The sequence below is a fragment of the Zavarzinia compransoris genome, assembly GCF_003173055.1.
GTDB classification, from domain to species: domain Bacteria; phylum Pseudomonadota; class Alphaproteobacteria; order Zavarziniales; family Zavarziniaceae; genus Zavarzinia; species Zavarzinia compransoris.
Genome location: NZ_QGLF01000005.1, coordinates 1 through 21868, shown reverse-complemented (window position 1 = coordinate 21868; position 21868 = coordinate 1). Strand labels below are relative to the sequence as shown.

The following is a 21868-nucleotide window of genomic DNA, read 5'->3' as shown; positions in this document are numbered from 1 at the left end:
GAGGGAGGCGCCGCCATGAGCATCGAGACCCGGAAACTCGTCGGCGTCACCCTCGACGAAGCCTCGATCGCCCGGCGCAGCCCGGATATCGACCACGAGCGAAAAGTCGCCATCTTCGACCTTCTGGACGAGAATCACTTCTCGCCGATCGGCGATCACGACGGCCCCTATCACCTGCATCTCGCCGTCGCCGAAGCCCGCCTCGTCTTCGACATCAGGAACGCGGACACCACGCCGCTCGGCAAGATCATTCTGGCCATGTCGCCCTTCCGCAGCGTGATCCGCGACTATCTCGCCGTCTGCGAGAGCTATTACAGCGCCATCAAGACCTCGACGCCGCAGAAGATCGAGGCGATCGACATGGGCCGCCGCGGCTTGCACAACCAGGGTTCCGAACTGCTGATGGAACGCCTCAAGGGCAAGATCGACCTCGACTTCGATACCGCCCGGCGCCTGTTCACGCTGATCTGCGTGCTGTTCATGAAGGGTTGAGCGGGTCCCTGCCGTGACCGGCTTCAGCACTGTCCCCTCAAACACGGCGCCTCCCGGGGCCGTCCTCTTCTGCTGCACGCAGAATGCCATCCGCTCGCCCATGGCGATGGGCCTGATGCGGCATTTCTACGGCCGGGTGATCTTCACCGATGCGGTGGGCGTGCGCGCCGGCGACCTCGATCCTTTCGCCGTGGCCGCCCTCGACGAACTCGGCATCGATATCTCGAAATACCGGCCGAAGGATTTCGACCAGTTGGAAGACACCAGCTTCGACCTGATCGTCTCGCTCTCGCCCGAGGCGCAGCACAAGGCGGTGGACCTCACCCGCACCATGGCCTGCGAGGTCGAATATTGGCCGACCTTCGACCCCAGCCTCGCCCAGGGCACACGGGAACAGGTGATGGACAGTTACCGCGGCGTGCGCGACCAGTTGCTGAAGCGGATCCGCGGCCGCTTCGGCGTGATCAAGGCGCCGACGGTCTGATCCGCCGGGGCGAAATGCCGCTTCCGATCCGGATACCGCGATTTTTCCGGGAACCGGGGGGCGGCGGCCGAATTCATCGAATGCGCGCGAAACAACGCCGCCCTGCGGCCAGAACGCTTGCAAATATGGCGTTCCGGCCGCATGTTCCCGTCCGAAATTCCGCCGTGGCGCCACCAGGAGATCTTATGCCCAAGGAAGAGTTGATCGAGTTCCCCGGTACCGTTACCGAGCTTCTGCCCAACGCCCATTTCCGGGTGAAGCTGGACAATGATCATGAAGTGCTGGCCCATACCGCCGGCAAGATGCGCAAGCACCGCATCCGCGTGCTGGCGGGCGACAAGGTGTTGGTCGAAATGACCCCCTACGACCTGTCCAAGGGCCGCATCACCTTCCGCTTCAAGTAATTCGCCCGCGGGCCCTTTCGCCCATGGGTGACCGTCCCCTGTTCGTCCTCGCCTCGGCCTCGCCGCGCCGGCGCGAGTTGCTGGCCCGACTCGGCCTGGTGCCGGACCGGGTGATCGCGGCCGACCTCGACGAAACGCCCCTGCCCGGGGAAGCGCCCCAGGCCCTCGCCGCCCGCCTTGCCGCCGGCAAAGCCGCCGCCGTCCGCGCCGGGCTGGCCGAACCCGCCTTCATCCTCGCCGCCGATACGGTGGTCGCCTGCGGCACCCGTATCCTGCCCAAGGCCGAGACCGAGGCGGAGGCGCGCCGCTGCCTCGCCCTGCTGTCCGGCCGGCGCCACCGAGTGCTCACCGGCCTCTCCCTGATCCGCCCGGACGGGGAACAGCGCACCCGCATCGCCGTCAGCACCGTCACCTTCAAGCGCCTGGAGCGGGCGGAGGTCGAATGGTACATCGCCAGCGGCGAATGGCAGGGCAAGGCCGGCGGCTATGCCCTCCAGGGCCGGGCGGAGGCGCTGGTGCGGGCGCTTGCCGGCTCCCATTCCAATGTCGTCGGCCTGCCGCTCTACGAGACCCGGGCGTTGCTGGCCGGCAACGGCCTCGCCCTACCCCCGACCGGCCAGCCATGAGCCGCCGCCTGCTGATCGAGGCGGGCGCCTTCGAAACCCGCACCGCCCTGACCGAAGGGGGCGAGGCGGTCGAATTCCAGGTCTTCCCCGTGGGCGCCGCTTGCCTGCTCGGCGAAATCCGCCTCGGCCGGATCGTCGCGACCGAGGCGGCCCTGGGTGCCTTCTTCATCGACATCGGCCTCGACCGCCCGGCCTTCCTGAAGCGGAAGGACGCCCCCGGCGCCCGCGAGGGCGATGCCCTGGCGGTCGAGGTGATCCGCGAGGCGGAGGGGGGCAAGGCCGCCCGGGTCAGCGCCCGGATCGCCCCCGGCACGCTGCCCGATCTTGCCGGACGGCAGCCGCCGGCCCTGCTGCGCCCGGCCCCGCCCGCCGCCCTGCGCCTGGCCGCGGCCCGCGCCCCCGACCGCATCACCGTGGCGGGGGAAGCGGCGGCCCCGCTGCTCGCCCTGCTGCGCCGCGCGCTGCCGGCCGTGCCGGTCGAGGTCGCCCATGGCACCAGCGATCTCTTCGCCGCCGAAGGGCTCGCCGATGCCTTCGCCGCCAGCCTGCGGCCGCGCCTGCCCCTCGTCCCCACCGGCGCCATCACCATCGCCGAAACCGAGGCCCTGACCGCGATCGATATCGACGGCGGCGGCCTCGGCGCCCGCGCCGCCAACGAGGCCGGGGCCCGCGCCGCCGCCGCCGAGATCCGGCGGCGCAATCTCTCGGGCCAGATCGTGGTCGATTTCATCGGCGATGCCCCGGCCATCGCCGCCGGGCGCCAGATGCTGATCCGGGCGCTGGCCGCCGATCCGCTGCGCCCGGAAGTGATACGCGGCGACCTGAACGGCCTGGTGCTGGTCACCCGCCCGCGCCAAGGCGACAGCCTGTCCCGCGCGGTCACCGTGCCCTGCCCGATCGCCGAGGGGCGCTGGCTGGCGCCCCGGCACCTGGCCGCCGAATTGTGCCGCCTGGCCGACGGGCTGGCCCACCACCACCCGGGCAAGGCGCTGCAGGCCCTTGTGCCGGCCGATGTCGCCGCTTATCTGGAAAGCCCGGCGGCCGCCCCCGGCCTGGACGCCCTGCGCCGGCGCCTGGGCGCCCCCCTCGTCATCGCCACGGCGCCGCCCGCCCCGGACCCGGACCGCGCCCCCAAGGTCAGGATCGTGCCATGAAATCCGGCCCCGCCAACGACAATCCCCGCCCCTGCCCGATCTGCCAGCGCCCGGCGGCGGAAAAATACCGCCCCTTCTGCAGCGCCCGCTGCGCCGACATCGACCTGCACCGCTGGCTGGGCGGCGCCTACACGATCCCGGTGGTCGAAACCGACCCGTCGGAGGAGGATTCCGGCGAACCGTAGGCCAGGGCCGAAGATCGAACCGAAACGCATTGACGCCCCCAGCCCTTTCCTCTAATAACGGCGTCCTCGCCGACCGGTGGTGAATCACCCCCGACGATCATGGGCCCAGGTAGCTCAGTTGGTAGAGCAGCGGATTGAAAATCCGCGTGTCGCTGGTTCGATTCCGGCCCTGGGCACCATTCCTGCGCATTCCCCGAGCAAAAGCGAAGAGTGCCCGCCAGTCGTGCGGATGGCGGGCGTCAGTAGTCGCGCAGGCGTTCGATGTCGAGGAAGCGGGCCATGTCCTGGGTGAGGATGGACCAGTCGGCCTGCATGGTGATGCGGTTGTAGCGGTTGCCGATCACGTTCCAGAGGACATAGTTCCGGGCCATCCACAGGCCGGTCGCCGGGTCGAAGTCGCCGGCGTCGTCCAGCACCCGCCACAGCCGGCCGCGCTGGTCGTACATTTCCTGGTACTGGGCGTAGTGGAATTCCTTGTCGATATAGAGACGGCGCCGGCCGTAGACGTAGTTGCCCGTCTTGTCGACCACCTCGAGGATCCACACCGGCCGCAGTTCGAGGTCGATGGTCTCGATCTCGCACTCGTTGCCGGCATATTGCGCCGGGTCGTAGGCATGGCCCACCTCCGGCTGCGACAGGATGAAAGTCTCGCCGACGATGTTGAACTCGAACTTGCGCGGGTCCGGCTTCAGCCAGGACTGGCGCCATTCGTCCCAGGTCGCCTCGATCCCCGGGGTCATCGGGTCCTGGGTATCGGTGCCGCCCAGGATGCGGGTGCGCTTCATGGTCGGGACATAGCCGAGGAAGGCGTCCGGCTTGTCGGCCGAGGCGAAGCGCCGCCGCACCGCGGCCAAGCCCTTGATGTCGCGCGGGGCGAGGAAGACGATGGAACCGGCCTCGACCGTGTCGTCCTCGCCCCGGATCGCGCCGAGCGGGTTGACGTCGACCCGCCCGTGCATCTTCTGCCACCAGAGATGCATGACGTAGCGCCGCTCGACCCGGTTGTCCGGCTGGCAGGAGACGAGTTCCATGGGCCTCAAGGCGGCATTGTCGTTGCCGACGCCGCGCGAGAGGAAGGCCCAGTAGAGTTCGAGGCCGCTGGCGGGCTTGATATAGGGCAGGCCGGCCTCGGTGAGCATGGCGAAATTGCCCTTGGCGTCGAGCAGCTCGCCCTTGGGGCTGATCGAGAAGGCGCCGGCGGCCCTGGTCGCCTCCAGGCGCTTGCGCGAGGCGACGTAAGGGGTGGTGGGGACGATGCGGATCTTCTTCCAGCGGAACCAGTCGCTGGACATCAGGCGGTCGTAGCTGGGCGCGGGCAGGACATCCTTCAGCCAGGGGTATCGGCCGGCGTCGGCGGCGCTGATTTCGAGGCCGGGCTTCAGTTCGGGCGGGAGCTTGGCGGCGGCGATCAGGCTGCGGGCGGAATAGCCGCGATAGGCATCCCAGTCGCGGACCAGGGCGACGGCCGCCGGATCGGCCAGCAGGTCGGCGAACTTGCGGTGCCCTTCGAACCCCGTCCGCGCCGCCAGCGCCTGCCATTCGTCGACCCATTCCGCCGCCGCGGCCGGCCAGGCGGACAGGCCGAGAAGGGCAAGGCCCTGGAGCAATCGTCGCCACATCATGCTCTCTCCCCTTCGATTTCGGATTTTGGCGCCACCGCCGGCAGCGGTGGCGCGAGGCGGTTACTGCCGCAGGTCGACGACGCGCTTCGCCTTGCCGGCCGAGCGCTCGATCTCGCCGCAGGCCTTGACCTCGATCCCGACCGAGACCCCGACATGGGTCTTCACCGCATGGCGGAAGGAGGCGACCGCGGCCGCCGTGTCGCCGGCCGCCGCATCGCGCGGCTCGACCAGCACGGTCATCTCGTCGAGCGGCCCCTTCTTGGTCAGGACGATCTGGTAATGGGGGGCCAGCTGCGGCTGGCCGAGCAGGATCTCCTCGATCTGCGAGGGAAAGACATTCACGCCGCGGATGATCATCATGTCGTCCGAGCGGCCGAGGATCTTCTCGATGCGGCGCATGGCGCGGGCGGTGCCGGGCAGGAGACGGGTGAGGTCCTTGGTGCGATAGCGGATCGTGGGCATGCCTTCCTTAGTCAGGGAGGTGAGCACCAGTTCGCCGCGCTCGCCGTCGGGCAAGGTCGCACCGGTCACCGGATCGATGATCTCGGGATAGAAGTGATCTTCCCAGATGTGGATGCCGTCCTTGGTCTCCACGCATTCGCTGCCGACGCCGGGGCCGATGATCTCGGACAGGCCGTAGATGTCGACGGCATCGATGCCGGCCTCGGCTTCGAGCTGGACCCGCATTTCCTCGGTCCAGGGCTCGGCGCCGAAGATCCCGAGGCGGATGCTGTTCTCGCGGGGATCGTGGCCGCGCCGCTTCATCTCCTCGATCAGGGCCAGCATGTAACTCGGGGTGACCATGATGACGTCGGGCCGGAAATCGTCGATCAGCTGGATCTGCTTCTCGGTCTGGCCGCCCGACATGGGCACCACGGTGCAGCCCAGGCGCTCGGCACCGTAATGCGCGCCCATGCCGCCGGTGAACAGGCCGTAACCATAGGCGATATGGACGATGTCGCCGGGCCGGCCGCCGCCGGCATAGATGGAGCGGGCGACGCAATCGGACCAGATCGAGATGTCGCCGGCGGTATAGCCGACCACCGTCGGCCGCCCGGTGGTGCCGCTCGAGGCATGGACCCGGACGATCTGCTCGCGCGGGACGGCGAACAGGCCGAAGGGATAGTTGCGGCGATAGGTCTCCTTGGTGGCGAAGGGGAATTTCGCCAGGTCGGACAGGGCCTTCAAGTCCTCGGGGTGCACGCCGGCGGCATCGAAAGCCTGGCGGTAGTGCGGCACATTCTCATAGGCCCGCGCCACCGACCAGCGCAGGCGCTTCAATTGCAGCGCTTCGATCTCGTCGCGGCTGGCGGTCTCAATCGGATGCAGCCCCGTCCCTGCGGACGGCGCAAGGCGCGTCTTCGTCAACATAGAATCCTCCCGTTCGCCCTATGGGCCGCGGTCCGGATCGGCGGCGCGCCCCTGTCCCTGCGCGCCATCCTCCGGAGCCTGCATCTCTGCCCTATTAATTAACCGATCGAACGGTTATTTAAAAGTAGAGAAATTCGAAACGGCGCTCGGCGAGCGCTCGACCACCCCTTCCCGAATTATTTGACCGGCCGTCCGGTTTTTTATAGAGTCGCGCCGCCGGACGGGTCCGAACCACCCGGAAACCACAGAACATCCGCCTCGGCGGAGCGGGGGAAACGATGAGCACTCAACTCGACGGCGCCTATGCCGCCTTTCACCAGGATCTGGCGCAACGCTCCAATCCGGCACGCGCCTTCGACAATTTCATCGACGGCAAGGCAACACCTTCGACCGGCGACCGGCGGCTCGAGGTGATCAACCCGGCGCGGAAGGCTGCCTTCGCCTCGGTCCCGGATTCGACGGACGCGGATGTGAATGCCGCGGTCCTGGCCGCCGCGGCCCAGCTGGACGGGCCCTGGGCCGCCCTTTCCGGCGCCGCCCGGGGCCGGCTGATGCTGCGCCTCGCCGACCTGATCGAGCGCGACAAGGAACTGATCGGCAGGATGGACGCGCTCAGCATCGGCCGCCCCGTCGTCGAGACCCAGATCCTGGACCTGCCGAACGCGCTCGACACGCTGCGCTATTTCGCCGGCTGGGCCGACAAGGTGACGGGGACCGCGATCCCGACCGGCGGCTATTTCGGCCGGCCGACCCATTCCTATACCCGGCGCGAGCCGGTGGGCGTGGTCGGCGCCATCGTGCCGTGGAACACCCCCTTCATGATCACCATGTGGAAGCTGGCGCCGGCGCTGGCGGCCGGCTGCACCATCGTGCTGAAACCGTCGGAGGAGACGCCGCTGTCCGCCCTGCATCTGGCCGCCCTGGCCGACGAGGCGGGCCTTCCGCCCGGCGTAATCAATGTGGTGACCGGGCGCGGCGAGACGGCGGGGGCCGCCCTCGTCCGCCATCCGCTGGTCGCGAAGATCACCTTCACCGGCGGCCCCGAGGCCGGGCGCGCGATCGGCCGCAGCGCCGCCGACACCTTTAAGCGCCTGTCGCTGGAACTGGGCGGCAAGTCACCCCAGATCGTCTTCCCCGATGCCGACCTCGACGCGGCGGTGCGCGGCCTGGCCATGGGCCTGTTCTTCAACCAGGGCGAGGTCTGCGCCGCCGGCTCGCGCATCCTGGCGCACCGCTCGATCGCCGACAAGGTGGCGGCCGCGCTGGCCGGCGCCGCCGATTCGATCCGCCTGGGCGACCCGCTCGATCCCGAAACCCAGATGGGCGCCCTGGCCAGCAAGGCCCAGTTCGACCGGGTGTCCGGCTATATCGACATCGCCCGGACCGAACAGGCGGAGCTTCTCGCCGGCGGCACCACGGACGAGGCCAAGGGGTATTTCGTGCGTCCCACCGTGTTCCGCGGCCATAACGACATGCGTATCGCCCAGGAGGAAATCTTCGGCCCGGTCGGCATCGTCATCCCCTTCGACGACGAGGAGGATGCGCTGCGCATCGCCAATGATTCCAGCTATGGCCTTGCCGCCGTGGTCTGGACCTCGGATGTCGCGCGCAGCCACCGCATGGCCGCCCGCCTGAAGGCCGGCTCGGTGTGGGTGAACGGCTGGGCGGCGATCGACGCCCGCCTGCCCTGGGGCGGGGTGAAACTGTCGGGCGCCGGGCGGGAGAACGGCGCCAGCGCCCTCGACGCCTATACCGAGACCAAGACGATCACCGTCGTCCTGTAACCCCACGGGCCCCGGGATCAGCGGATGCCGGGGCCCGCGCCGCGCTTCAGCGCCGCGATCAGGAAATCGATGAAGCAGCGCGCCCGCAGCGTCAGGAAGCGCGTCTGCGGGTAGATCACATTGACCGGCAGCGGGATCAGGTAATAGTCGTCGAGGACGGGGCGCAGGCGCCCCTGGCGGATCGGCGCGTCGACCATGTAATCCGGCAGGGCCGCCAGCCCCAGGCCGCGCAGGCAGAGATCGAAGATCGCGTCGAGGTCGTTGCTGCGCACCGAGCCCTGGATCTCGGTCACCTGGCGCCCGTTCTCGGATTCGAATTCCCACCGCCCCGGCGCCTTCAGGCCGGTATAGATCAGGACGTTCCAGGCCGGCAGGTCGAGCGGATCCTCGGGCGGGCGGCGCCCCTCGAAAAGGGAGGGCGCGCCGACCACGGTCAATTCGGTCAGGCCCAGGGAACGGGCGATCATGCTGCTGGACGGCAGGTTGCCGGCGCGGATGGCGAGTTCGAACCCTTCCTCGACCAGGTCGGTCACCCGGTCGGTCAGGACGAGGTCGAGGGAGACTTCCGGATAGCGCTTCAGGAATTCCGGCATCTGGGGGACGATGCAGGCGCGGCCGAAGCTGGTCGGCGCGGTCAGGCGCAGCAAGCCTCTCGGCACCGCGTCGGGCCGGGGCGCGCCCGCCTTGATCGTGTCCAGCGCATCGAGCAGCTGGCGCACGTGTTCATGCAGTTGCAGCGCTTCGGCGGTCGGGTTCAGGCGCCGCGTGGTGCGGGCGAACAGCTGCACCCCCAGGCTTTCCTCGAGCGTGGCGATCTGCTTGCTGACGGTCGATTGTGACGTCCCCAGTTCCCGTCCGACCGCCGAGAAGCTGCCGACCTCGAGGGCGCGGGCGAAGGCCTTCAGGACCTGCAATCCGTCCATCTCTACTCATTCCCCCCTGGAATATATAATAATCTATATGGGGCGGTTCCGATTGAATAGCCATTCGGTAAATTAACAGCAACAAACGGCTCCGCACAGGGGGGAAACATGGCAAGCAAGCGCATTGGCATCATCGGTGCAGGCACCGCCGGACTGCATCTTGCACTCTATCTGCAAAAGCACGGCGTGAAGACGACCATCTTCACCGATCGCCCGTCCTCCGAATACCGGGGCATGCGCCTGCTCAACACCGTCGCCCACCATGCGGTGACGGTCCGCCGCGAGACCGAGCTCGGGGTCAACTTCTGGCCGGCGGAGGGCTATTTCGGCCATTACTATTATGTCGGCACGCCGGAACCCGTGAAGTTCTTCGGCGCCCTCGAAGAACCCAGCCGGGCGGTCGACTACCGCATCTACCAGCCGAAGCTGATGGACGAATACGCCCGGCGCGGCGGCGACCTGCGCATCACCGAGATCCGCCACGGCGACATCGCCGACATCAGCAACAACTACGATCTCCTGGTGGTCTGCACCGGCAAGGGCCCGTTCGGCCAGATGTTCCAGCACCAGCCGGCCCATTCGCCCTTCACCCAGCCCCAGCGCGCCCTTTGCGTCGGCCTGTTCAAGGGCATCCGCGAGCCCGAGACCCGCGCCGTCACCATGTATTTCTCGCCGGGCGCCGGCGAGATGATCGAGATCCCGACCCTGTCCTTCAACGGCATGGTCAGCGCCCTGGTGATCGAGAACCATATCGGCGGCGATCTCGAAATCCTGGCCAAGACGAAATACGACGACAACCCGCGCGCCTTCCTCGACCTGCTGCTGGCCAAGCTGCGCAAGCATTACCCGACCTGCGCCGAGCGGATCGACGAGAAGGAATTCGACCTCGCCAACGGCCCGCTCGACATCCTCCAGGGCGGTGTAACGCCGACCGTGCGCAATTCCCATGTCCGGCTCGACAACGGCAAGCTGGCGGTGGCGCTCGGCGACGTCCACGCCGTGGTCGATCCGGTGCTCGGCCAGGGGGCCAACATGGCGTCCTACGCCGCCTTCCGCCTGGCCGAGGAAATCGTGAAGAACGACGTCTTCGACGAGCGCTTCGTCGAACATGTCGATCTCGCGCGCCAGGACCGCGTGCTGGGCGCCACCCGCTGGACCAATTTCATGCTCCAGCACCTTCAGGCCGGCACGCCCGCCCTGCTCGACTTCATCGGCACGATCAGCCGCAACCAGGCGCTGGCCGATCTCTTCACCACCAATTTCAACTATCCCGAACGGCAGTGGGACTGTTTCGCCAGCGTCGCCCGGATCAAGGCCTGGTGCGAGAGCAATCTGCCGGGCGACGCGTCCCAGGCGGCCTGACGGCGGCGGGAGCAGGCCATGCACAAACTGCTGGTTCTCTACCCCGTCCCGGCCGAGCCGGATGCGTTCCTCGCCTATTACGAAACGCATCACCTGCCCCTGGCCCGGCGCCTGCCGGGCCTGCGGGCGGAGCGGCATGTGCGGCCGGCCATGCTGTCCCCGGGCGCGCCCGTGTTCCTGATCTGGGAAGGCGTGTTCGACGACAGGCCGGCCATGGTCGCCGCCCTGAAATCGGAGATCGGGCAGGCGGTCGCGCGGGATGTCCCCAATTACTCGCCGGCGGGCGCAACCCTGTTGCATTTCCCGCTCGAAGGAGACGCATCATGAGCACCGCCGATGTCCTGCACGAGGGCTTGCCCGGCGTCGAGCCGGTGCATTTCAGGAAGACGGTGGCGCATTTCGCCACCGGCGTCGCCATCGTCTCCTGCATCGACGAGGGCGATCCCCAGCCGCACGGCATGACGATCTCGAGCTTCACCTCGATCAGCCTCGACCCGCCCACCATCCTGGTCTCGATCAAGCCGGGCCGCATGCACCGGCTGATCAGCAAGGAAGGCTGGTTCGGCGTCAGCGTCCTCGGCGAGGCGCAGCAGGGCCATTCCCGCTATTTCGCCGGCGACCGCGGCCCGGCCGTGCCCGTCTTCGCCACCCGCAACCGCATCCCGACCTTGAGGGATTGCCTTGCCTGGTTCGAATGCGAGGTAACCAGCCGCATCCAGGTCCACGACCACACGCTGTTCGTTGCCCGCGTCATGCATTGCGATGCCCTGGGCGGCCCGCCGCTGCTCTTCTTCTCCAGCCGCTATTCGGCGGTTCAGGCGCTCTGAGCCGGAAACCGCACGACAATCATCAAAGAGACCAAAGGGAGGATAGAATGTCTCAAGCCGATGTTACCCTTGGCATTCCCGCCGCCGGGGACAAGACCGCCGACCGAAGCGCCGCGACGCGGGCGGGCTTCGCCTTCAACCGCATGCAGAAGGTCATGGTCGCCCATGGCGTGCTGCTGCTGTTCTTCGCTCTTGTGGCCGGGGTCGGCCTGTGGGTGAAGCTGGTCGGCGGCTTCGAATTCGTGCCCGGCACCATCACCCAGTTCGACATCCCCGGCACCGCCGACGGCTGGGCCAAGGCCCACCGCGGCACGCCCATGAATGCCCTGATGGTGATCGCCATCGCCCTGGTGCTGCCCTATCTCGGCTTTTCCAGGAAGGCGCAGACCTGGCTCGCGGTCATCATCGTCGGCGCCGGCTGGGCCAATACGATCTTCTATTACTTCGCCAACTTCTCGGACAACCGGGGCCTCACCTTCGGCGCCAACGCCTTCGGCCCCGGCAGCCTGAACAGTTTCATCGCGCTTTTCCCGGCCGCAGTCTTCGGCATCGCCAGCTTGGCGGCGACCCTCTATATGGCCTGGAAAATCCTTCAGTCGAAAGACTGATCCCCGGGGCCAAGGCCCCCTCTCCTCTGACTTGGCCCGGCTCGCGCCGGGCCATTTTTTTCAGAGCGCCGCCGACGGCCGATAGAACTCGTCGCCGGTTTCATCGGCGATATGGCCAAGGGCCCGGGTCACGAAGCCGAGGCCCAGGCGCGCCGCCAGCGCCAGCGGCCCTTCCGGGTAATTGGTGCCGTAGCGGAGCGCGAGATCGACATCGGCCGCCGAAGCGACACGGTCGGCCACCGCATCCGCCGCCGCATTATAGAGCTGGGCCCAGGTCCGCAGGCTGAGAAGGCCCGGCCGGTCGGGAATGCGTACCGCCTGCTTTCCCTGCGCCGCCGCGAAGCCCGCCGCCTTGGCCAGCATGGCCGCGGTCGCCCCGGGCGATCCCGCCAGGGCCAGCAGCGGCGCCGCGGCCGGATCACGGCAGAAATCGAACAGGACCACCGGCCGCCCCAGAACCCGTTCCATCGTCGCGGCCGAGCGCCCGTCGCCGGCAAGAAGCAGGACGCCGTCCGCCTCGCCCCCATCCACCGGCAGGGCCGCGGTCAGCCGCGCCTCGCCGCGCCGGATCTCGTGCACCGGTGCCGGCGCCAGGGTCTCGATCGCGGGTTTCGGCGCCGCATCGTCATAGACGCCGCGCCCGGCCTTCCGGCCCAGGGCGCCGGTCTCGACCAGCCGGGCCTGCGCCGCCTGGGGGCGGAAACGGGTCCTGCCGTCATAGGCGGCATGGATGCCGCAGGCGGCGGCATAATTTACATCGTGGCCGATTATATCCGCCAGGGCCAGCGGTCCCAGGCGGAAACCACCGCAATCCTGGAGCACGCGGTCGATGGTGACGGCATCGACCTGCCCCTCGCCGAGGGCGACGAAAGCCTCGGCATAGAAGGGCCGGGCGACCCGGTTGACGATGAAGCCCGGAACATCCCGCACCTCCACCGGCAGCTTGCCCCAGGCTGCGACCAGGGCGGACAGGCGGGCCGCGACCTCCGCCCCGGTGGCCCGGCCGCGGACGACCTCGACCAGTTTCATCGCCGGCACCGGGTTGAAGAAATGCAGCCCGGCGAAGCGCCCGGGCCGGGCCAGCGGCCCCGCAAGGCCGCTCACGGACAGGGACGAGGTATTGGTCGCCAGGATGCAGTCCGGCCCCACCACCGCCTCGAGCGCGGCGAACAACCCCTGCTTGGCGGCCATATCCTCGACGATCGCCTCGATCACCACATCGGCCCCGGCCAGGGCGGCAAGGCCCTGGTGCCAGGACAGGCGCCCCTCGACCGCGGCAAGGCCCGCCGCATCCAGCCGGCCGCGGCGCAGCAGATCGCCCAGCGAGGCCGCCATCAGCCCGCGCCCGCGGTCGAGGGCGGCCGCCTTGTCGTCGCAGACGATGACCTGCGCGCCGTGCTGCGCCGCCACCTGGGCGATGCCGGCGCCCATGGCGCCCGCGCCGACGATGCCGATGACCCGTTCCATGGAAACCCCCTTGAATTAATTGATCGGCCGGTCATATAATAAAACCGGACTGAGAACAAGAAGCACCGCCCCGGCCTGCCCGCCCCATGGCCCAAGGCGCGGCACCCTGGGGCAATAATTTACCGTTCATCCGATCAATGAAACAAACGGGGAGGAAGATCGTGAAACTGGCCAGCTATGCCTATAGCCGCTGGATCGATGCGGCGGCCGACGCCCAGCCGGTCGCGAGCGCGATCGACGGCGCCACCGTGGCGCTTGCCAGCAGCAGCGACGTCGATTTCGCCGCGGTGGCGCAACATGCCCGCCAGCGGGGCCTGCCCGCGCTGCGCCGCCTGACCTTCCAGGGCCGCGCCGGCCTCCTGAAGAAGCTCGCCCAGCATCTTTCCGACCATAAGGCCGCGCTCTACGACCTGTCGTTCCAGACCGGCGCCACCAAACGCGACAGCGCGATCGATATCGACGGCGGCATCGGCACCCTGTTCGCCTATGCCGGCCTGGGCCGGCGCGAATTGCCGGACAGCAATATCCTGCTCGACGGGCCGCTGCTTCCGCTGTCCCGCCAGGGCAGTTTCGTCGGCCGGCACATCGAGACGCCGCTCGACGGCATCGCCATCCATGTCAACGCCTATAATTTCCCCTGCTGGGGCATGCTGGAAAAACTCGCCCCCGCCCTGCTGGCGGGCGTGCCCTGCATCGTGAAGCCGGCGACCCAGACCGCCTATCTGACCGCGGCGATGGTGCGCCTGATCGTCGATTCCGGCCTGCTGCCGGAAGGGGTGCTGCAACTGATCTGCGGCCGCCTGGGCGATCTGCTCGACCATGTGACCGGGCAGGACCTGGTGTCCTTCACCGGCTCGCTCGAAACCTCCCTGGTCCTGCGCAATCATCCCGCGGTGGCGCGCAACGCCACCCGTTTCGTCGCCGAGCGGGATTCGCTGAATGCCGCCATCCTCGGCACGGACGTCGCGCCGGGCAGCCCGGAATTCGATATTTTCATCCGCGAGGTCGCGCGCGAGATGACGGTGAAGGCCGGGCAGAAATGCACCGCCGTCCGCCGCATCCTGGTGCCGGCGGCGACCATCGATGCGGTTTCCGGCGCCCTGGCCGAGAAACTGTCGCGCGTCGTCGTCGGCGACCCCCGGGTCGAGGGGGTGACCATGGGTCCCCTCGTCGGCCTCGACCAGCGCGAGGACGTCCGCCGGCGGATCGAGGCGCTGCGCGCCGAAGCCGACCTCGTGCTGGGCGACATCGACAATCCCGCCGTCAAGGGCGCCGATGCCGCCCGGGGCGGCTACCTGCCCCCCATCCTGCTGCGCGCCCGCGACCCGAAACAGGCCGCGGCCCTGCATCAGGTCGAGGCGTTCGGCCCGGTCGCGACCCTGGTCGCCTATGACGATGTGACCGATGCCGTGGCGCTTTCCCGGCGCGGCGAAGGCAGCCTGGTGGCGACCGCCGTCACCCGCGACCCTGAAGTCGCGGCCGAACTCGCCTTCGGCCTCGCCAGCTATCACGGCCGCCTGCACCTGATCGACCGCGACAGCGCCGGCGAATCCACCGGCCACGGCTCGCCCCTGCCCGGCCTCGTCCACGGCGGCCCGGGGCGCGCCGGCGGCGGCGAGGAATTGGGCGGCATCCGGGGCGTGCACCACTATCTGCAACGGACGGCGGTCCAGGGCTCGCCCGCCCTGCTCACCCGCCTCGCCGGCCATTGGAACAAGGGCGCGCCCGAGGTGGCGGAAAACATCCATCCCTTCCGCCGCGGCTTCGAGGCGCTGGCGCTGGGCGAGACCATCCATACCCGGCCACGCACCGTCACCCTGGCCGATATCGAGCATTTCGCCCATTTCACCGGCGACACTTTCTACGCCCATATGGACGAGGCGGCGGCCAAGGCCAACCCCTTCTTCCCCGGCCGGGTCGCCCATGGCTACCTGATCCTGTCGTTCGCCGCCGGCCTCTTCGTCGAGCCGGCGCCCGGCCCCGTGCTGGCCAACTACGGCCTCGATTCGCTGCGCTTCCTGAAGCCGGTCTCGCCCGACGACACGATCGCGGTCCGTCTCACGGTGAAGCAGAAGTCGCCGCGCAATGCCGATTACGGCGAGGTGCGCTGGGATGTCGAGGTCACCAACCAGAACGGCGAGACGGTTGCGACCTACGAGCTTCTCACCCTCAACGCCTTGACGGAAAGGGCCGCCTGACATGTATGCCCAGATGGTCGATACCGGTGTTGCGCGGGTTCGCGACGCCAGCGAGCTGGACGGCGCCGAACGCCGCTTCCAGGAGCGGATCGATGCCGGCATCCGCATCGAGCCCGAGGACTGGATGCCCGAATCCTATCGGAAAACCCTGGTGCGCCAGATTTCCCAGCATGCCCATTCCGAAATCGTCGGCATGCTGCCGGAAGGCAATTGGATCACCCGCGCCCCCTCGCTCCAGCGGAAGGCCACCCTGCTCGCCAAGGTCCAGGACGAGGGCGGCCACGGGCTCTATCTCTACGCCGCCGCCGAAACCCTGGGCGTTTCGCGCGACGACCTGATCGAGGCCCTGCACGAGGGCAAGGCGAAATATTCCAGCATCTTCAACTACCCGACCCTGACCTGGGCCGATATCGGCGCCATCGGCTGGCTGGTGGACGGGGCGGCGATCATCAACCAGATCCCGCTGTGCCGCTGCTCCTACGGCCCCTATGGCCGGGCCATGGTGCGGGTCTGCAAGGAAGAGAGTTTCCACCAGCGCCAGGGCTTCGACATCATGACCCGGCTGGCGCAAGGCACCGAGGCCCAGCGCCGCATGGCCCAGGATGCACTGAACCGCTGGTGGTGGCCGGCAGTGATGATGTTCGGCCCGCCGGATACGGAATCCGTGCACAGCGCCCAATCCGCCGCCTGGCGGATCAAGCTGCACAGCAACGACGACCTGCGCCAGCGTTTCATCGACCAGACCGTGCCCCAGGCCGAGTTGATCGGTCTCACCCTGCCCGACCCGGAGCTGACGTGGAACGAGGAACGGGGCCATTACGACATCGGCCCGATCGACTGGGAAGAATTCTACAGCGTGGTGCGGGGCGACGGCCCCTGCAACCGGGACCGTCTCGCCGCCCGCCGCTCCGCCTGGGACCGGGGCGCCTGGGTCCGGGATGCCGCCGCCGCCCACGCCGCCAAGCATGCAGGAGACAAGCAATGAAGGAATGGCCTCTCTGGGAGGTGTTCATCCGCTCCAGCCACGGCCTTGCCCATAAGCATGTGGGCAGCCTGCGCGCGGCGGATGCGGAAATGGCGATCGGCAATGCCCGCGACGTCTATACGCGGCGGAACGAAGGTGTGAGCATCTGGGTGGTCCGTGCCGCCGACATCGTCGCCAGCAGCCCCGGCGATAAGGAACCGCTGTTCGATCCTGCCCGCTCGAAGGTCTATCGCCACCCGACCTTCTTCGCGCTGATCGACGGCGTGAAGCACATGTAGGAGACGGACCATGTCCCTTTTCGACCATGTGCTTCGCCTCGGCGACAATGCCCTGATCCTGGGGCAGCAGCTTGCCGCCCTCACCGGCCACGGCCCGGTGCTGGAGGAAGATATCGCCACCGCCAACATCGCCCTCGACCTCGTCGGCGAGGCCCGCCTCTGGCTGTCGCTGGCCGGCGAGATCGAAGGCGCCGGCCGCAGCGAGGACGACCTCGCCTTCCTGCGCGACGAGATCGATTTCCGCAACCTCCTGCTGGTCGAGCAGCCGAACGGCGATTTCGCCGACACGATGGCCCGCCAGTTCCTGTTCGATGCCTGGCACGAGGCCGTGCTGGCCGCCCTGGCCGGCGCCGCCGATCCCCGCATCGCCGCCATCGCCGCTAAAAGCCGGAAGGAAGCCCGCTATCACCTGTCCCACAGCGCCGGCTGGGTGGTCCGCCTCGGCGATGGCACCGATTACAGCCGGGGCCGGATGCAGCAGGCGCTGCGCGACCTCTGGCCCTTTACCGGCGAAATGTTCGAGGCCGACGAGGACGGGGACGATCCCCTGCCGGTCGGGGCGGCCGAGATCCGCGCCCTCTGGCGCCAGCGGGTGACGGAAACCCTGGCCAAGGCAACGCTCGAAGTCCCGGCGGACCGCTGGATGCACTCGGGCGGGCGGCGCGGCATCCATAGCGAACACATGGGCCGCCTGCTCGCGGAAATGCAGCATATCCCGCGCAGCCACCCGGACGCCCGGTGGTAGCCATGGCCGGCGTCGTCGAGGTCCTGGCCTGGCTGGAGGATGTGAAGGACCCGGAAATTCCGGTGCTCTCCATCATCGATCTCGGCATCGTCCGGGCGGTCCGGCAGGACGACGGGCGCCTGACCGTGGTGATCACGCCGACCTATACCGGCTGCCCGGCCATGGGGGTGATCGAAAGCGAGATCAAGGCCGCCCTGCACGATCACGGGATCGAGCAGGCGGCGGTCGAGATCAGCCTCGCCCCGGCCTGGACCACCGACTGGATGACCGAGCGGGGCCGGCAGGCGCTTCTCGCCTATGGCATCGCCCCGCCGGTCGCCGGCACCTGCGGCGTGCTGCCGGCGGCGCTCGCCTGCCCCCTGTGCGGTTCCACGCGCACCAGCCTGCTCAGCCGTTTCGGCTCGACCGCCTGCAAGGCGCTCTACCGCTGCGACGACTGCCGCGAACCCTTCGACCACTTCAAATGCCATTGAGCGAGCCATGAGCACATTCCATACCCTGACGGTCGACAGTGTGCGGCAGGAAACACGCGACGCGATCGTCGTCACCCTTGCGGTGCCGCCCGAAGCCGCCGGCGACTTCGCCTTCATCCAAGGCCAGTACCTGACATTGCGCGCCGAGATCGGGGGCGAGGACCTGCGCCGCAGCTATTCGATCTGCTCCGGCGTCGATGACGGCGCGCTCCGCATCGGCATCAAGCGCGTTGCCGGCGGGCGCTTCTCGACCTGGGCGCAGGACGCCCTGGTGCCCGGCGCGGCAATCGAAGTCATGCCGCCCCAGGGCCGCTTCCATGTCCCGCTGGATGCCGGCGCCGACCGCCACTATGTCGGCTTTGCCGTCGGCAGCGGCATCACGCCCATCCTGTCGATCCTGCGCAGTGTCCTGTCGGCCGAGCCGGCCAGCCGCTTCACCCTGATCTATGGCAACCGCGCCTCGTCCGGCGTGATGTTCGGCCAGGAACTGGCGGACCTGAAGGACCTCTACCTGGAGCGCCTGTCGATCGTCCATGTCATGAGCCGCGAACCGCAGGAGATCGAGCTTTTCAACGGCCGCATCGACGGCGCCAAATGCCGCGAGATCATGACCCGCTGGCTTTCGCCCGGCAGTGTCGATGTCGCCTTCATCTGCGGCCCCGAGGACATGACCCGCGAGGTTTCGGCAACCCTCGAAGAATTGGGCGTGCCGCGCGCGGCGATCAAGACCGAGCTTTTCGGCATCGCCAGGCCCGCCGGCACCGCCCGCCCCCTCGAGGCGGGCACCGGCACGGTCCAGGCCACCGCCGTCATCGACGGCCGGGCGCTGGCCTTCGGGATGGCGAAGGGGGCGGAGACCCTGCTCGACGCCGCGCTGCGCCAGGGCATCGAACTGCCCTATTCCTGCAAGGCCGGCGTCTGTTCCACCTGCCGGGCGAAACTGGTCGAGGGCGACGTGGACATGGACGTCCACTTCGGCCTGGAAGACTATGAAATCGCCCGCGGTTACATCCTCACCTGCCAGAGCTATGCCGCCTGCGAGAAACTGGTGGTCGATTTCGACGACCAGCAGCACTAAAAACCATAAAGCAAGAGGAACGCCATGGAAGAAGCCCAACCGGTGCTGCTGGCCGTCCAGGACGGTGTCGCCACCCTGACCCTGAACCGGCCGGACAAGATCAATGCCTTCAACGTCGCGATGCACGAGACCCTGCGTGCCCATCTCGCGACGATCGAGGGCGATGCCGCCGTCCGCGCGGTGATCGTCACCGGCGCCGGGCGCGGCTTCTGCGCCGGCCAGGACCTGGCGGACCGTGCCACCAAGCCGGGCGAGGCCCCGCCCGACCTCGGCCAGACGATCGAGGGCTGGTATAATCCCCTCGTCCGCCGCCTGCGCGCCCTGCCCCTGCCGGTGATTGCCGCCGTCAACGGCATTGCCGCCGGGGCCGGCGCCAATCTGGCGCTCGCCGCCGACATCGTGATCGCCGGGCGCAACGCGAAATTCGGCCAGGCCTTCTGCAAGGTCGGCCTGCTGCCGGATTGCGGCGGCACCTGGGTGCTGCCCCGGCTGGTCGGCCAGGCGCGTGCCGCCGGACTGGCGCTGACCGGCGACATCCTGCCGGCGGAAACCGCGCTCGCCTGGGGCCTGATCTGGAAGGTGGTGGACGACGACAGGCTGCTCGACGAGGCCGGCACCCTCGCCCGCCATCTGGCGACCCAGCCGACCAAGGCGCTGGCCGCGATCAAGCAGGCGCTTCAGGTCTCCTCGACCAACAGCCTCGACCGGCAACTCGACCTCGAGCGCGATCTCCAGCAGCAATTGGGCCGGACCGAGGATTACCGCGAAGGCATCGATGCCTTCCTGAACAAGCGCCCGGCCCGGTTCAAGGGCCGCTGACATGTCGCCCGACGCCCTGGCCTGGGCCTGCGCCGAGGCCATGTTTCGCCGCGACCCCACGTCGCGCGCGCTGGGCATGGCGATCGAGGCCATGGGTCCGGGCCGGGCCCGGGTCTCGATGCCGGTCTCGGATGCCATGGCCAACGGCCATGGCTCCGCCCATGGCGGCATGATCTTCGCCCTGGCCGACAGCGCCTTCGCCTTTGCCTGCAATTCGCGGAATGTCGCCACCGTCGGGCAGAACTGCACCATCACCTATCTCGCCCCGGCCAGGGTCGGGGAAGTGCTGACCGCCGCGGCGTCCGAAACCGCCCTGGTCGGCCGCAACGGCATCTATGACGTCACGGTGGCCGGCGGCGACGGCCGCCTCGTGGCCACCTTCCGCGGCCAGTCCGCCGCGCTGAAAATGCCTGTCATCACCGAGGAAACCCCATGACCGAAGCCTTCATCTGCGCTGGCGTGCGCACGCCCATCGGGCGTTATGCCGGCGCCCTGTCGGGCGTGCGCGCCGACGATCTGGCCGCCCTGCCCATCAAGGAGTTGATCGCGCGCCATCCCGGCGCCGACTGGGCGGCGCTCGACGACGTCGTGCTCGGCTGCGCCAATCAGGCGGGCGAGGACAATCGCAATGTCGCCCGCATGGCCGCGCTCCTCGCCGGCCTCGGTGACAGCGCGCCGGGCACCACCGTGAACCGCCTGTGCGGTTCCGGCCTCGATGCCGTCGCCATCGCCGCCCGCGCCATCAAGGCGGGCGAAGGCGATTTCTTCATCGCCGGCGGCGTCGAGAGCATGAGCCGGGCGCCCTTTGTCATGCCCAAGGCGACCACCGCCTTCGCGCGCGACAACGCGATCTATGACACCACCATCGGCTGGCGCTTCGTGAACAAGCGGCTGGAACAGCAGTTCGGCATCGATTCCATGCCCGAAACGGCGGAAAACGTCGCCGCCGATTTCAACGTCTCCCGCGCCGACCAGGATGCCTTCGCCATCCGCTCGCAGCAGCGGACCGCAGTGGCACAAAGCAACGGCCGCTTCGATCGGGAAATCGTGCCGGTCACCCTGCCGGCCCGCAAGGGCGAGCCGGTGCGCGTGACCCGGGACGAGCACCCCCGCGCCGAAACCACGCTGGAAGGCCTCGCCAAGCTGCCGACACCGTTCCGCGCCGGCGGCAGCGTCACCGCCGGCAATGCTTCCGGCGTCAATGACGGCGCCGCCGCGCTGATCGTCGCCTCGGAAGCCGCCGCGGCGCGCCACGGTCTGACCCCGATCGCCCGGGTGCTCGGGGCTGCAACCGCCGGCGTGCCGCCGCGCATCATGGGCATCGGCCCGGCGCCGGCGACGCAAAAGCTCCTGGCCCGCCTCGGCATCGGCATCGGCGATATCGATATCGTCGAGTTGAACGAGGCTTTCGCCGCCCAGGGCCTGGCCGTGCTGCGCCAGCTCGGCCTGCCGGACGATGCGGATCACGTCAACCCGAACGGCGGCGCCATTGCGCTTGGCCATCCGCTGGGCATGAGCGGGGCGCGCCTCGCCTTGACCGCCGCGCTTGAATTGCAGCTGCGCCAGGCGAAGCGGGCGCTCTGCACCATGTGCATCGGCGTCGGCCAGGGCATCGCCATGGTGATCGAGCGCGCCTGACAGATCGCGGAAGAGAAACCCCGGCCGTCCCCCAAGGGATGCCCGGGGTTTCTTTTTGCCCGGAAACAAAAAAAGGGGCAGCGACGGATTGCGCGTCGCTGCCCGAGTAACCTGGGGAGAGGCCCAGGGGAGGCCTGCCGCCGCCCCATGTTATGGGGTCGGCGTTTTGGTTACTTGTAATCCCTGAGCTGATCGACGTCGAAGAGCGAGGGAGTGGGGTTTCGTTCGAGGTCCTGCCAGCGTGAGTCCATGGTGAGCCAGGTGACGCGCTTTGAGATGACGTTCCAGATGGCGACCTGTTTCCACTGGGCCTGGCCGGTGGTGGGGACCCAGTCGCGGCTGTCG

24 protein-coding genes and 1 tRNA gene are annotated in these 21868 nt (G+C 68.5%); 21 read left to right on the top strand and 4 right to left on the bottom strand.

What is annotated here, in order from left to right:
* The first annotated feature begins 15 nt into the window (after window positions 1-15).
* From DKG75_RS16925 to DKG75_RS16895, 7 genes are all read left to right on the top strand, one after another.
* On the top strand, window positions 16-492 hold the full coding sequence (locus DKG75_RS16925; protein WP_109922367.1) for a UPF0262 family protein: 477 nt from the start codon (window positions 16-18) through the stop codon (window positions 490-492).
* A gap of 13 nt (window positions 493-505) precedes the next feature.
* A complete protein-coding gene (locus DKG75_RS16920) occupies window positions 506-976 on the top strand; it encodes an arsenate reductase ArsC (RefSeq protein WP_279573897.1) in 471 nt (156 codons plus the stop codon).
* A 185-nt stretch (window positions 977-1161) separates the two neighbouring features.
* Entirely contained in the window at window positions 1162-1380 is a 219-nt protein-coding gene (gene infA / locus DKG75_RS16915; RefSeq protein WP_109922365.1) for a translation initiation factor IF-1, read from the top strand.
* A 23-nt stretch (window positions 1381-1403) separates the two neighbouring features.
* On the top strand, window positions 1404-2006 hold the full coding sequence (locus DKG75_RS16910; RefSeq protein ID WP_109922364.1) for a Maf family protein: 603 nt from the start codon (window positions 1404-1406) through the stop codon (window positions 2004-2006).
* On the top strand, window positions 2003-3160 hold the full coding sequence (locus tag DKG75_RS16905; RefSeq protein ID WP_109922363.1) for a ribonuclease E/G: 1158 nt from the start codon (window positions 2003-2005) through the stop codon (window positions 3158-3160). The genes DKG75_RS16910 and DKG75_RS16905 overlap by 4 nt, the downstream gene beginning before the upstream one ends.
* The gene (locus DKG75_RS16900; protein WP_109922362.1) at window positions 3157-3345 is read left to right on the top strand and encodes a DNA gyrase inhibitor YacG; all 189 of its coding nucleotides are present in this window, start codon (window positions 3157-3159) and stop codon (window positions 3343-3345) included. Before DKG75_RS16905 ends, DKG75_RS16900 begins: the two co-directional genes overlap by 4 nt.
* Before the next feature lie 103 nt (window positions 3346-3448).
* A tRNA-Phe gene (locus DKG75_RS16895) sits at window positions 3449-3524 on the top strand.
* A gap of 60 nt (window positions 3525-3584) precedes the next feature.
* On the opposite strand, the gene DKG75_RS16890 is transcribed toward DKG75_RS16895, so the two are convergent.
* Complete coding sequence (locus tag DKG75_RS16890) at window positions 3585-4967, bottom strand: outer membrane lipoprotein-sorting protein (protein WP_109922361.1); 1383 nt, start codon at window positions 4965-4967, stop codon at window positions 3585-3587.
* A gap of 60 nt (window positions 4968-5027) precedes the next feature.
* On the bottom strand, window positions 5028-6338 hold the full coding sequence (gene paaK, locus DKG75_RS16885; protein ID WP_109922360.1) for a phenylacetate--CoA ligase PaaK: 1311 nt from the start codon (window positions 6336-6338) through the stop codon (window positions 5028-5030).
* A gap of 278 nt (window positions 6339-6616) precedes the next feature.
* On the opposite strand from paaK, the gene DKG75_RS16880 reads away from it, so the two are divergent.
* Window positions 6617-8122 (top strand): aldehyde dehydrogenase family protein, encoded by a 1506-nt coding sequence (locus DKG75_RS16880; protein ID WP_109922359.1) that lies wholly within the window; start codon window positions 6617-6619, stop codon window positions 8120-8122.
* A 17-nt stretch (window positions 8123-8139) separates the two neighbouring features.
* Here the strand turns inward: DKG75_RS16880 and DKG75_RS16875 are convergent, their stop codons facing one another.
* Window positions 8140-9045: a LysR family transcriptional regulator gene (locus DKG75_RS16875; RefSeq protein WP_109922358.1), complete on the bottom strand. Its 906-nt coding sequence runs from the start codon at window positions 9043-9045 to the stop codon at window positions 8140-8142.
* Between the two features lie 108 nt (window positions 9046-9153).
* On the opposite strand from DKG75_RS16875, the gene styA reads away from it, so the two are divergent.
* The 4 genes from styA to styC are packed head-to-tail and all read left to right on the top strand — an operon-like array spanning window position 9154 to window position 11842.
* The gene (gene styA, locus DKG75_RS16870; RefSeq protein WP_109922357.1) at window positions 9154-10407 is read left to right on the top strand and encodes a styrene monooxygenase subunit StyA; all 1254 of its coding nucleotides are present in this window, start codon (window positions 9154-9156) and stop codon (window positions 10405-10407) included.
* A gap of 18 nt (window positions 10408-10425) precedes the next feature.
* On the top strand, window positions 10426-10734 hold the full coding sequence (locus DKG75_RS16865) for an EthD family reductase (RefSeq protein ID WP_109922356.1): 309 nt from the start codon (window positions 10426-10428) through the stop codon (window positions 10732-10734).
* Entirely contained in the window at window positions 10731-11234 is a 504-nt protein-coding gene (gene styB / locus DKG75_RS16860) for a styrene monooxygenase NADH-dependent flavin reductase subunit StyB (protein WP_109922355.1), read from the top strand. The genes DKG75_RS16865 and styB overlap by 4 nt, the downstream gene beginning before the upstream one ends.
* 47 nt (window positions 11235-11281) lie before the next feature.
* Entirely contained in the window at window positions 11282-11842 is a 561-nt protein-coding gene (gene styC / locus DKG75_RS16855) for a styrene-oxide isomerase StyC (RefSeq protein WP_208112269.1), read from the top strand.
* Window positions 11843-11902: 60 nt separating this feature from the next.
* Here the strand turns inward: styC and DKG75_RS16850 are convergent, their stop codons facing one another.
* Window positions 11903-13309, bottom strand: coding sequence for a 3-hydroxyacyl-CoA dehydrogenase NAD-binding domain-containing protein (locus tag DKG75_RS16850; protein ID WP_109922354.1), 1407 nt, complete (start codon window positions 13307-13309; stop codon window positions 11903-11905).
* Between the two features lie 161 nt (window positions 13310-13470).
* On the opposite strand from DKG75_RS16850, the gene paaZ reads away from it, so the two are divergent.
* The 9 genes from paaZ to pcaF are packed head-to-tail and all read left to right on the top strand — an operon-like array spanning window position 13471 to window position 21523.
* Window positions 13471-15507 carry a phenylacetic acid degradation bifunctional protein PaaZ gene (paaZ, locus tag DKG75_RS16845; protein ID WP_243746628.1) on the top strand — a complete coding sequence of 679 codons (2037 nt, stop codon included), beginning with the start codon at window positions 13471-13473 and terminating at the stop codon, window positions 15505-15507.
* Window position 15508: 1 nt separating this feature from the next.
* Window positions 15509-16492 carry a 1,2-phenylacetyl-CoA epoxidase subunit PaaA gene (paaA, locus tag DKG75_RS16840; protein WP_109922352.1) on the top strand — a complete coding sequence of 328 codons (984 nt, stop codon included), beginning with the start codon at window positions 15509-15511 and terminating at the stop codon, window positions 16490-16492.
* Window positions 16489-16770, top strand: coding sequence for a 1,2-phenylacetyl-CoA epoxidase subunit PaaB (gene paaB / locus DKG75_RS16835; RefSeq protein WP_109922351.1), 282 nt, complete (start codon window positions 16489-16491; stop codon window positions 16768-16770). The genes paaA and paaB overlap by 4 nt, the downstream gene beginning before the upstream one ends.
* A gap of 10 nt (window positions 16771-16780) precedes the next feature.
* Window positions 16781-17515 carry a 1,2-phenylacetyl-CoA epoxidase subunit PaaC gene (paaC, locus tag DKG75_RS16830; protein WP_109922350.1) on the top strand — a complete coding sequence of 245 codons (735 nt, stop codon included), beginning with the start codon at window positions 16781-16783 and terminating at the stop codon, window positions 17513-17515.
* 2 nt (window positions 17516-17517) lie between these two features.
* Window positions 17518-17988, top strand: a complete 471-nt coding sequence (gene paaD / locus DKG75_RS16825) for a 1,2-phenylacetyl-CoA epoxidase subunit PaaD (RefSeq protein ID WP_109922349.1) — start codon at window positions 17518-17520, stop codon at window positions 17986-17988.
* 7 nt (window positions 17989-17995) lie between these two features.
* Window positions 17996-19066, top strand: coding sequence for a 1,2-phenylacetyl-CoA epoxidase subunit PaaE (gene paaE / locus DKG75_RS16820; protein WP_109922348.1), 1071 nt, complete (start codon window positions 17996-17998; stop codon window positions 19064-19066).
* A gap of 24 nt (window positions 19067-19090) precedes the next feature.
* A complete protein-coding gene (gene paaG / locus DKG75_RS16815) occupies window positions 19091-19885 on the top strand; it encodes a 2-(1,2-epoxy-1,2-dihydrophenyl)acetyl-CoA isomerase PaaG (protein WP_109922347.1) in 795 nt (264 codons plus the stop codon).
* Between the two features lies 1 nt (window position 19886).
* Window positions 19887-20321 carry a hydroxyphenylacetyl-CoA thioesterase PaaI gene (gene paaI, locus DKG75_RS16810; RefSeq protein WP_109922346.1) on the top strand — a complete coding sequence of 145 codons (435 nt, stop codon included), beginning with the start codon at window positions 19887-19889 and terminating at the stop codon, window positions 20319-20321.
* Window positions 20318-21523 (top strand): 3-oxoadipyl-CoA thiolase, encoded by a 1206-nt coding sequence (gene pcaF, locus DKG75_RS16805; RefSeq protein ID WP_109922345.1) that lies wholly within the window; start codon window positions 20318-20320, stop codon window positions 21521-21523. The genes paaI and pcaF overlap by 4 nt, the downstream gene beginning before the upstream one ends.
* Window positions 21524-21868 lie beyond the last annotated feature (345 nt).

What these genes read in the sequence shown, in the direction of transcription:
- paaK (WP_109922360.1), bottom strand. Translation starts at nt 6,338, where the DNA reads ATGTTGACGAAGACGCGCCTTGCGCCGTCCGCAGGGACGGGGCTGCAT.
- DKG75_RS16890 (WP_109922361.1), bottom strand. Translation starts at nt 4,967, where the DNA reads ATGATGTGGCGACGATTGCTCCAGGGCCTTGCCCTTCTCGGCCTGTCC.
- DKG75_RS16875 (WP_109922358.1), bottom strand. Translation starts at nt 9,045, where the DNA reads ATGGACGGATTGCAGGTCCTGAAGGCCTTCGCCCGCGCCCTCGAGGTC.
- pcaF (WP_109922345.1), top strand. Translation starts at nt 20,318, where the DNA reads ATGACCGAAGCCTTCATCTGCGCTGGCGTGCGCACGCCCATCGGGCGT.
- infA (WP_109922365.1), top strand. Translation starts at nt 1,162, where the DNA reads ATGCCCAAGGAAGAGTTGATCGAGTTCCCCGGTACCGTTACCGAGCTT.
- paaC (WP_109922350.1), top strand. Translation starts at nt 16,781, where the DNA reads ATGTCCCTTTTCGACCATGTGCTTCGCCTCGGCGACAATGCCCTGATC.
- paaA (WP_109922352.1), top strand. Translation starts at nt 15,509, where the DNA reads ATGTATGCCCAGATGGTCGATACCGGTGTTGCGCGGGTTCGCGACGCC.
- paaI (WP_109922346.1), top strand. Translation starts at nt 19,887, where the DNA reads ATGTCGCCCGACGCCCTGGCCTGGGCCTGCGCCGAGGCCATGTTTCGC.
- DKG75_RS16850 (WP_109922354.1), bottom strand. Translation starts at nt 13,309, where the DNA reads ATGGAACGGGTCATCGGCATCGTCGGCGCGGGCGCCATGGGCGCCGGC.
- DKG75_RS16880 (WP_109922359.1), top strand. Translation starts at nt 6,617, where the DNA reads ATGAGCACTCAACTCGACGGCGCCTATGCCGCCTTTCACCAGGATCTG.
- DKG75_RS16925 (WP_109922367.1), top strand. Translation starts at nt 16, where the DNA reads ATGAGCATCGAGACCCGGAAACTCGTCGGCGTCACCCTCGACGAAGCC.
- paaB (WP_109922351.1), top strand. Translation starts at nt 16,489, where the DNA reads ATGAAGGAATGGCCTCTCTGGGAGGTGTTCATCCGCTCCAGCCACGGC.
- styA (WP_109922357.1), top strand. Translation starts at nt 9,154, where the DNA reads ATGGCAAGCAAGCGCATTGGCATCATCGGTGCAGGCACCGCCGGACTG.
- styB (WP_109922355.1), top strand. Translation starts at nt 10,731, where the DNA reads ATGAGCACCGCCGATGTCCTGCACGAGGGCTTGCCCGGCGTCGAGCCG.
- DKG75_RS16910 (WP_109922364.1), top strand. Translation starts at nt 1,404, where the DNA reads ATGGGTGACCGTCCCCTGTTCGTCCTCGCCTCGGCCTCGCCGCGCCGG.
- paaD (WP_109922349.1), top strand. Translation starts at nt 17,518, where the DNA reads ATGGCCGGCGTCGTCGAGGTCCTGGCCTGGCTGGAGGATGTGAAGGAC.
- paaG (WP_109922347.1), top strand. Translation starts at nt 19,091, where the DNA reads ATGGAAGAAGCCCAACCGGTGCTGCTGGCCGTCCAGGACGGTGTCGCC.
- DKG75_RS16865 (WP_109922356.1), top strand. Translation starts at nt 10,426, where the DNA reads ATGCACAAACTGCTGGTTCTCTACCCCGTCCCGGCCGAGCCGGATGCG.
- paaE (WP_109922348.1), top strand. Translation starts at nt 17,996, where the DNA reads ATGAGCACATTCCATACCCTGACGGTCGACAGTGTGCGGCAGGAAACA.
- DKG75_RS16900 (WP_109922362.1), top strand. Translation starts at nt 3,157, where the DNA reads ATGAAATCCGGCCCCGCCAACGACAATCCCCGCCCCTGCCCGATCTGC.
- DKG75_RS16905 (WP_109922363.1), top strand. Translation starts at nt 2,003, where the DNA reads ATGAGCCGCCGCCTGCTGATCGAGGCGGGCGCCTTCGAAACCCGCACC.
- styC (WP_208112269.1), top strand. Translation starts at nt 11,282, where the DNA reads ATGTCTCAAGCCGATGTTACCCTTGGCATTCCCGCCGCCGGGGACAAG.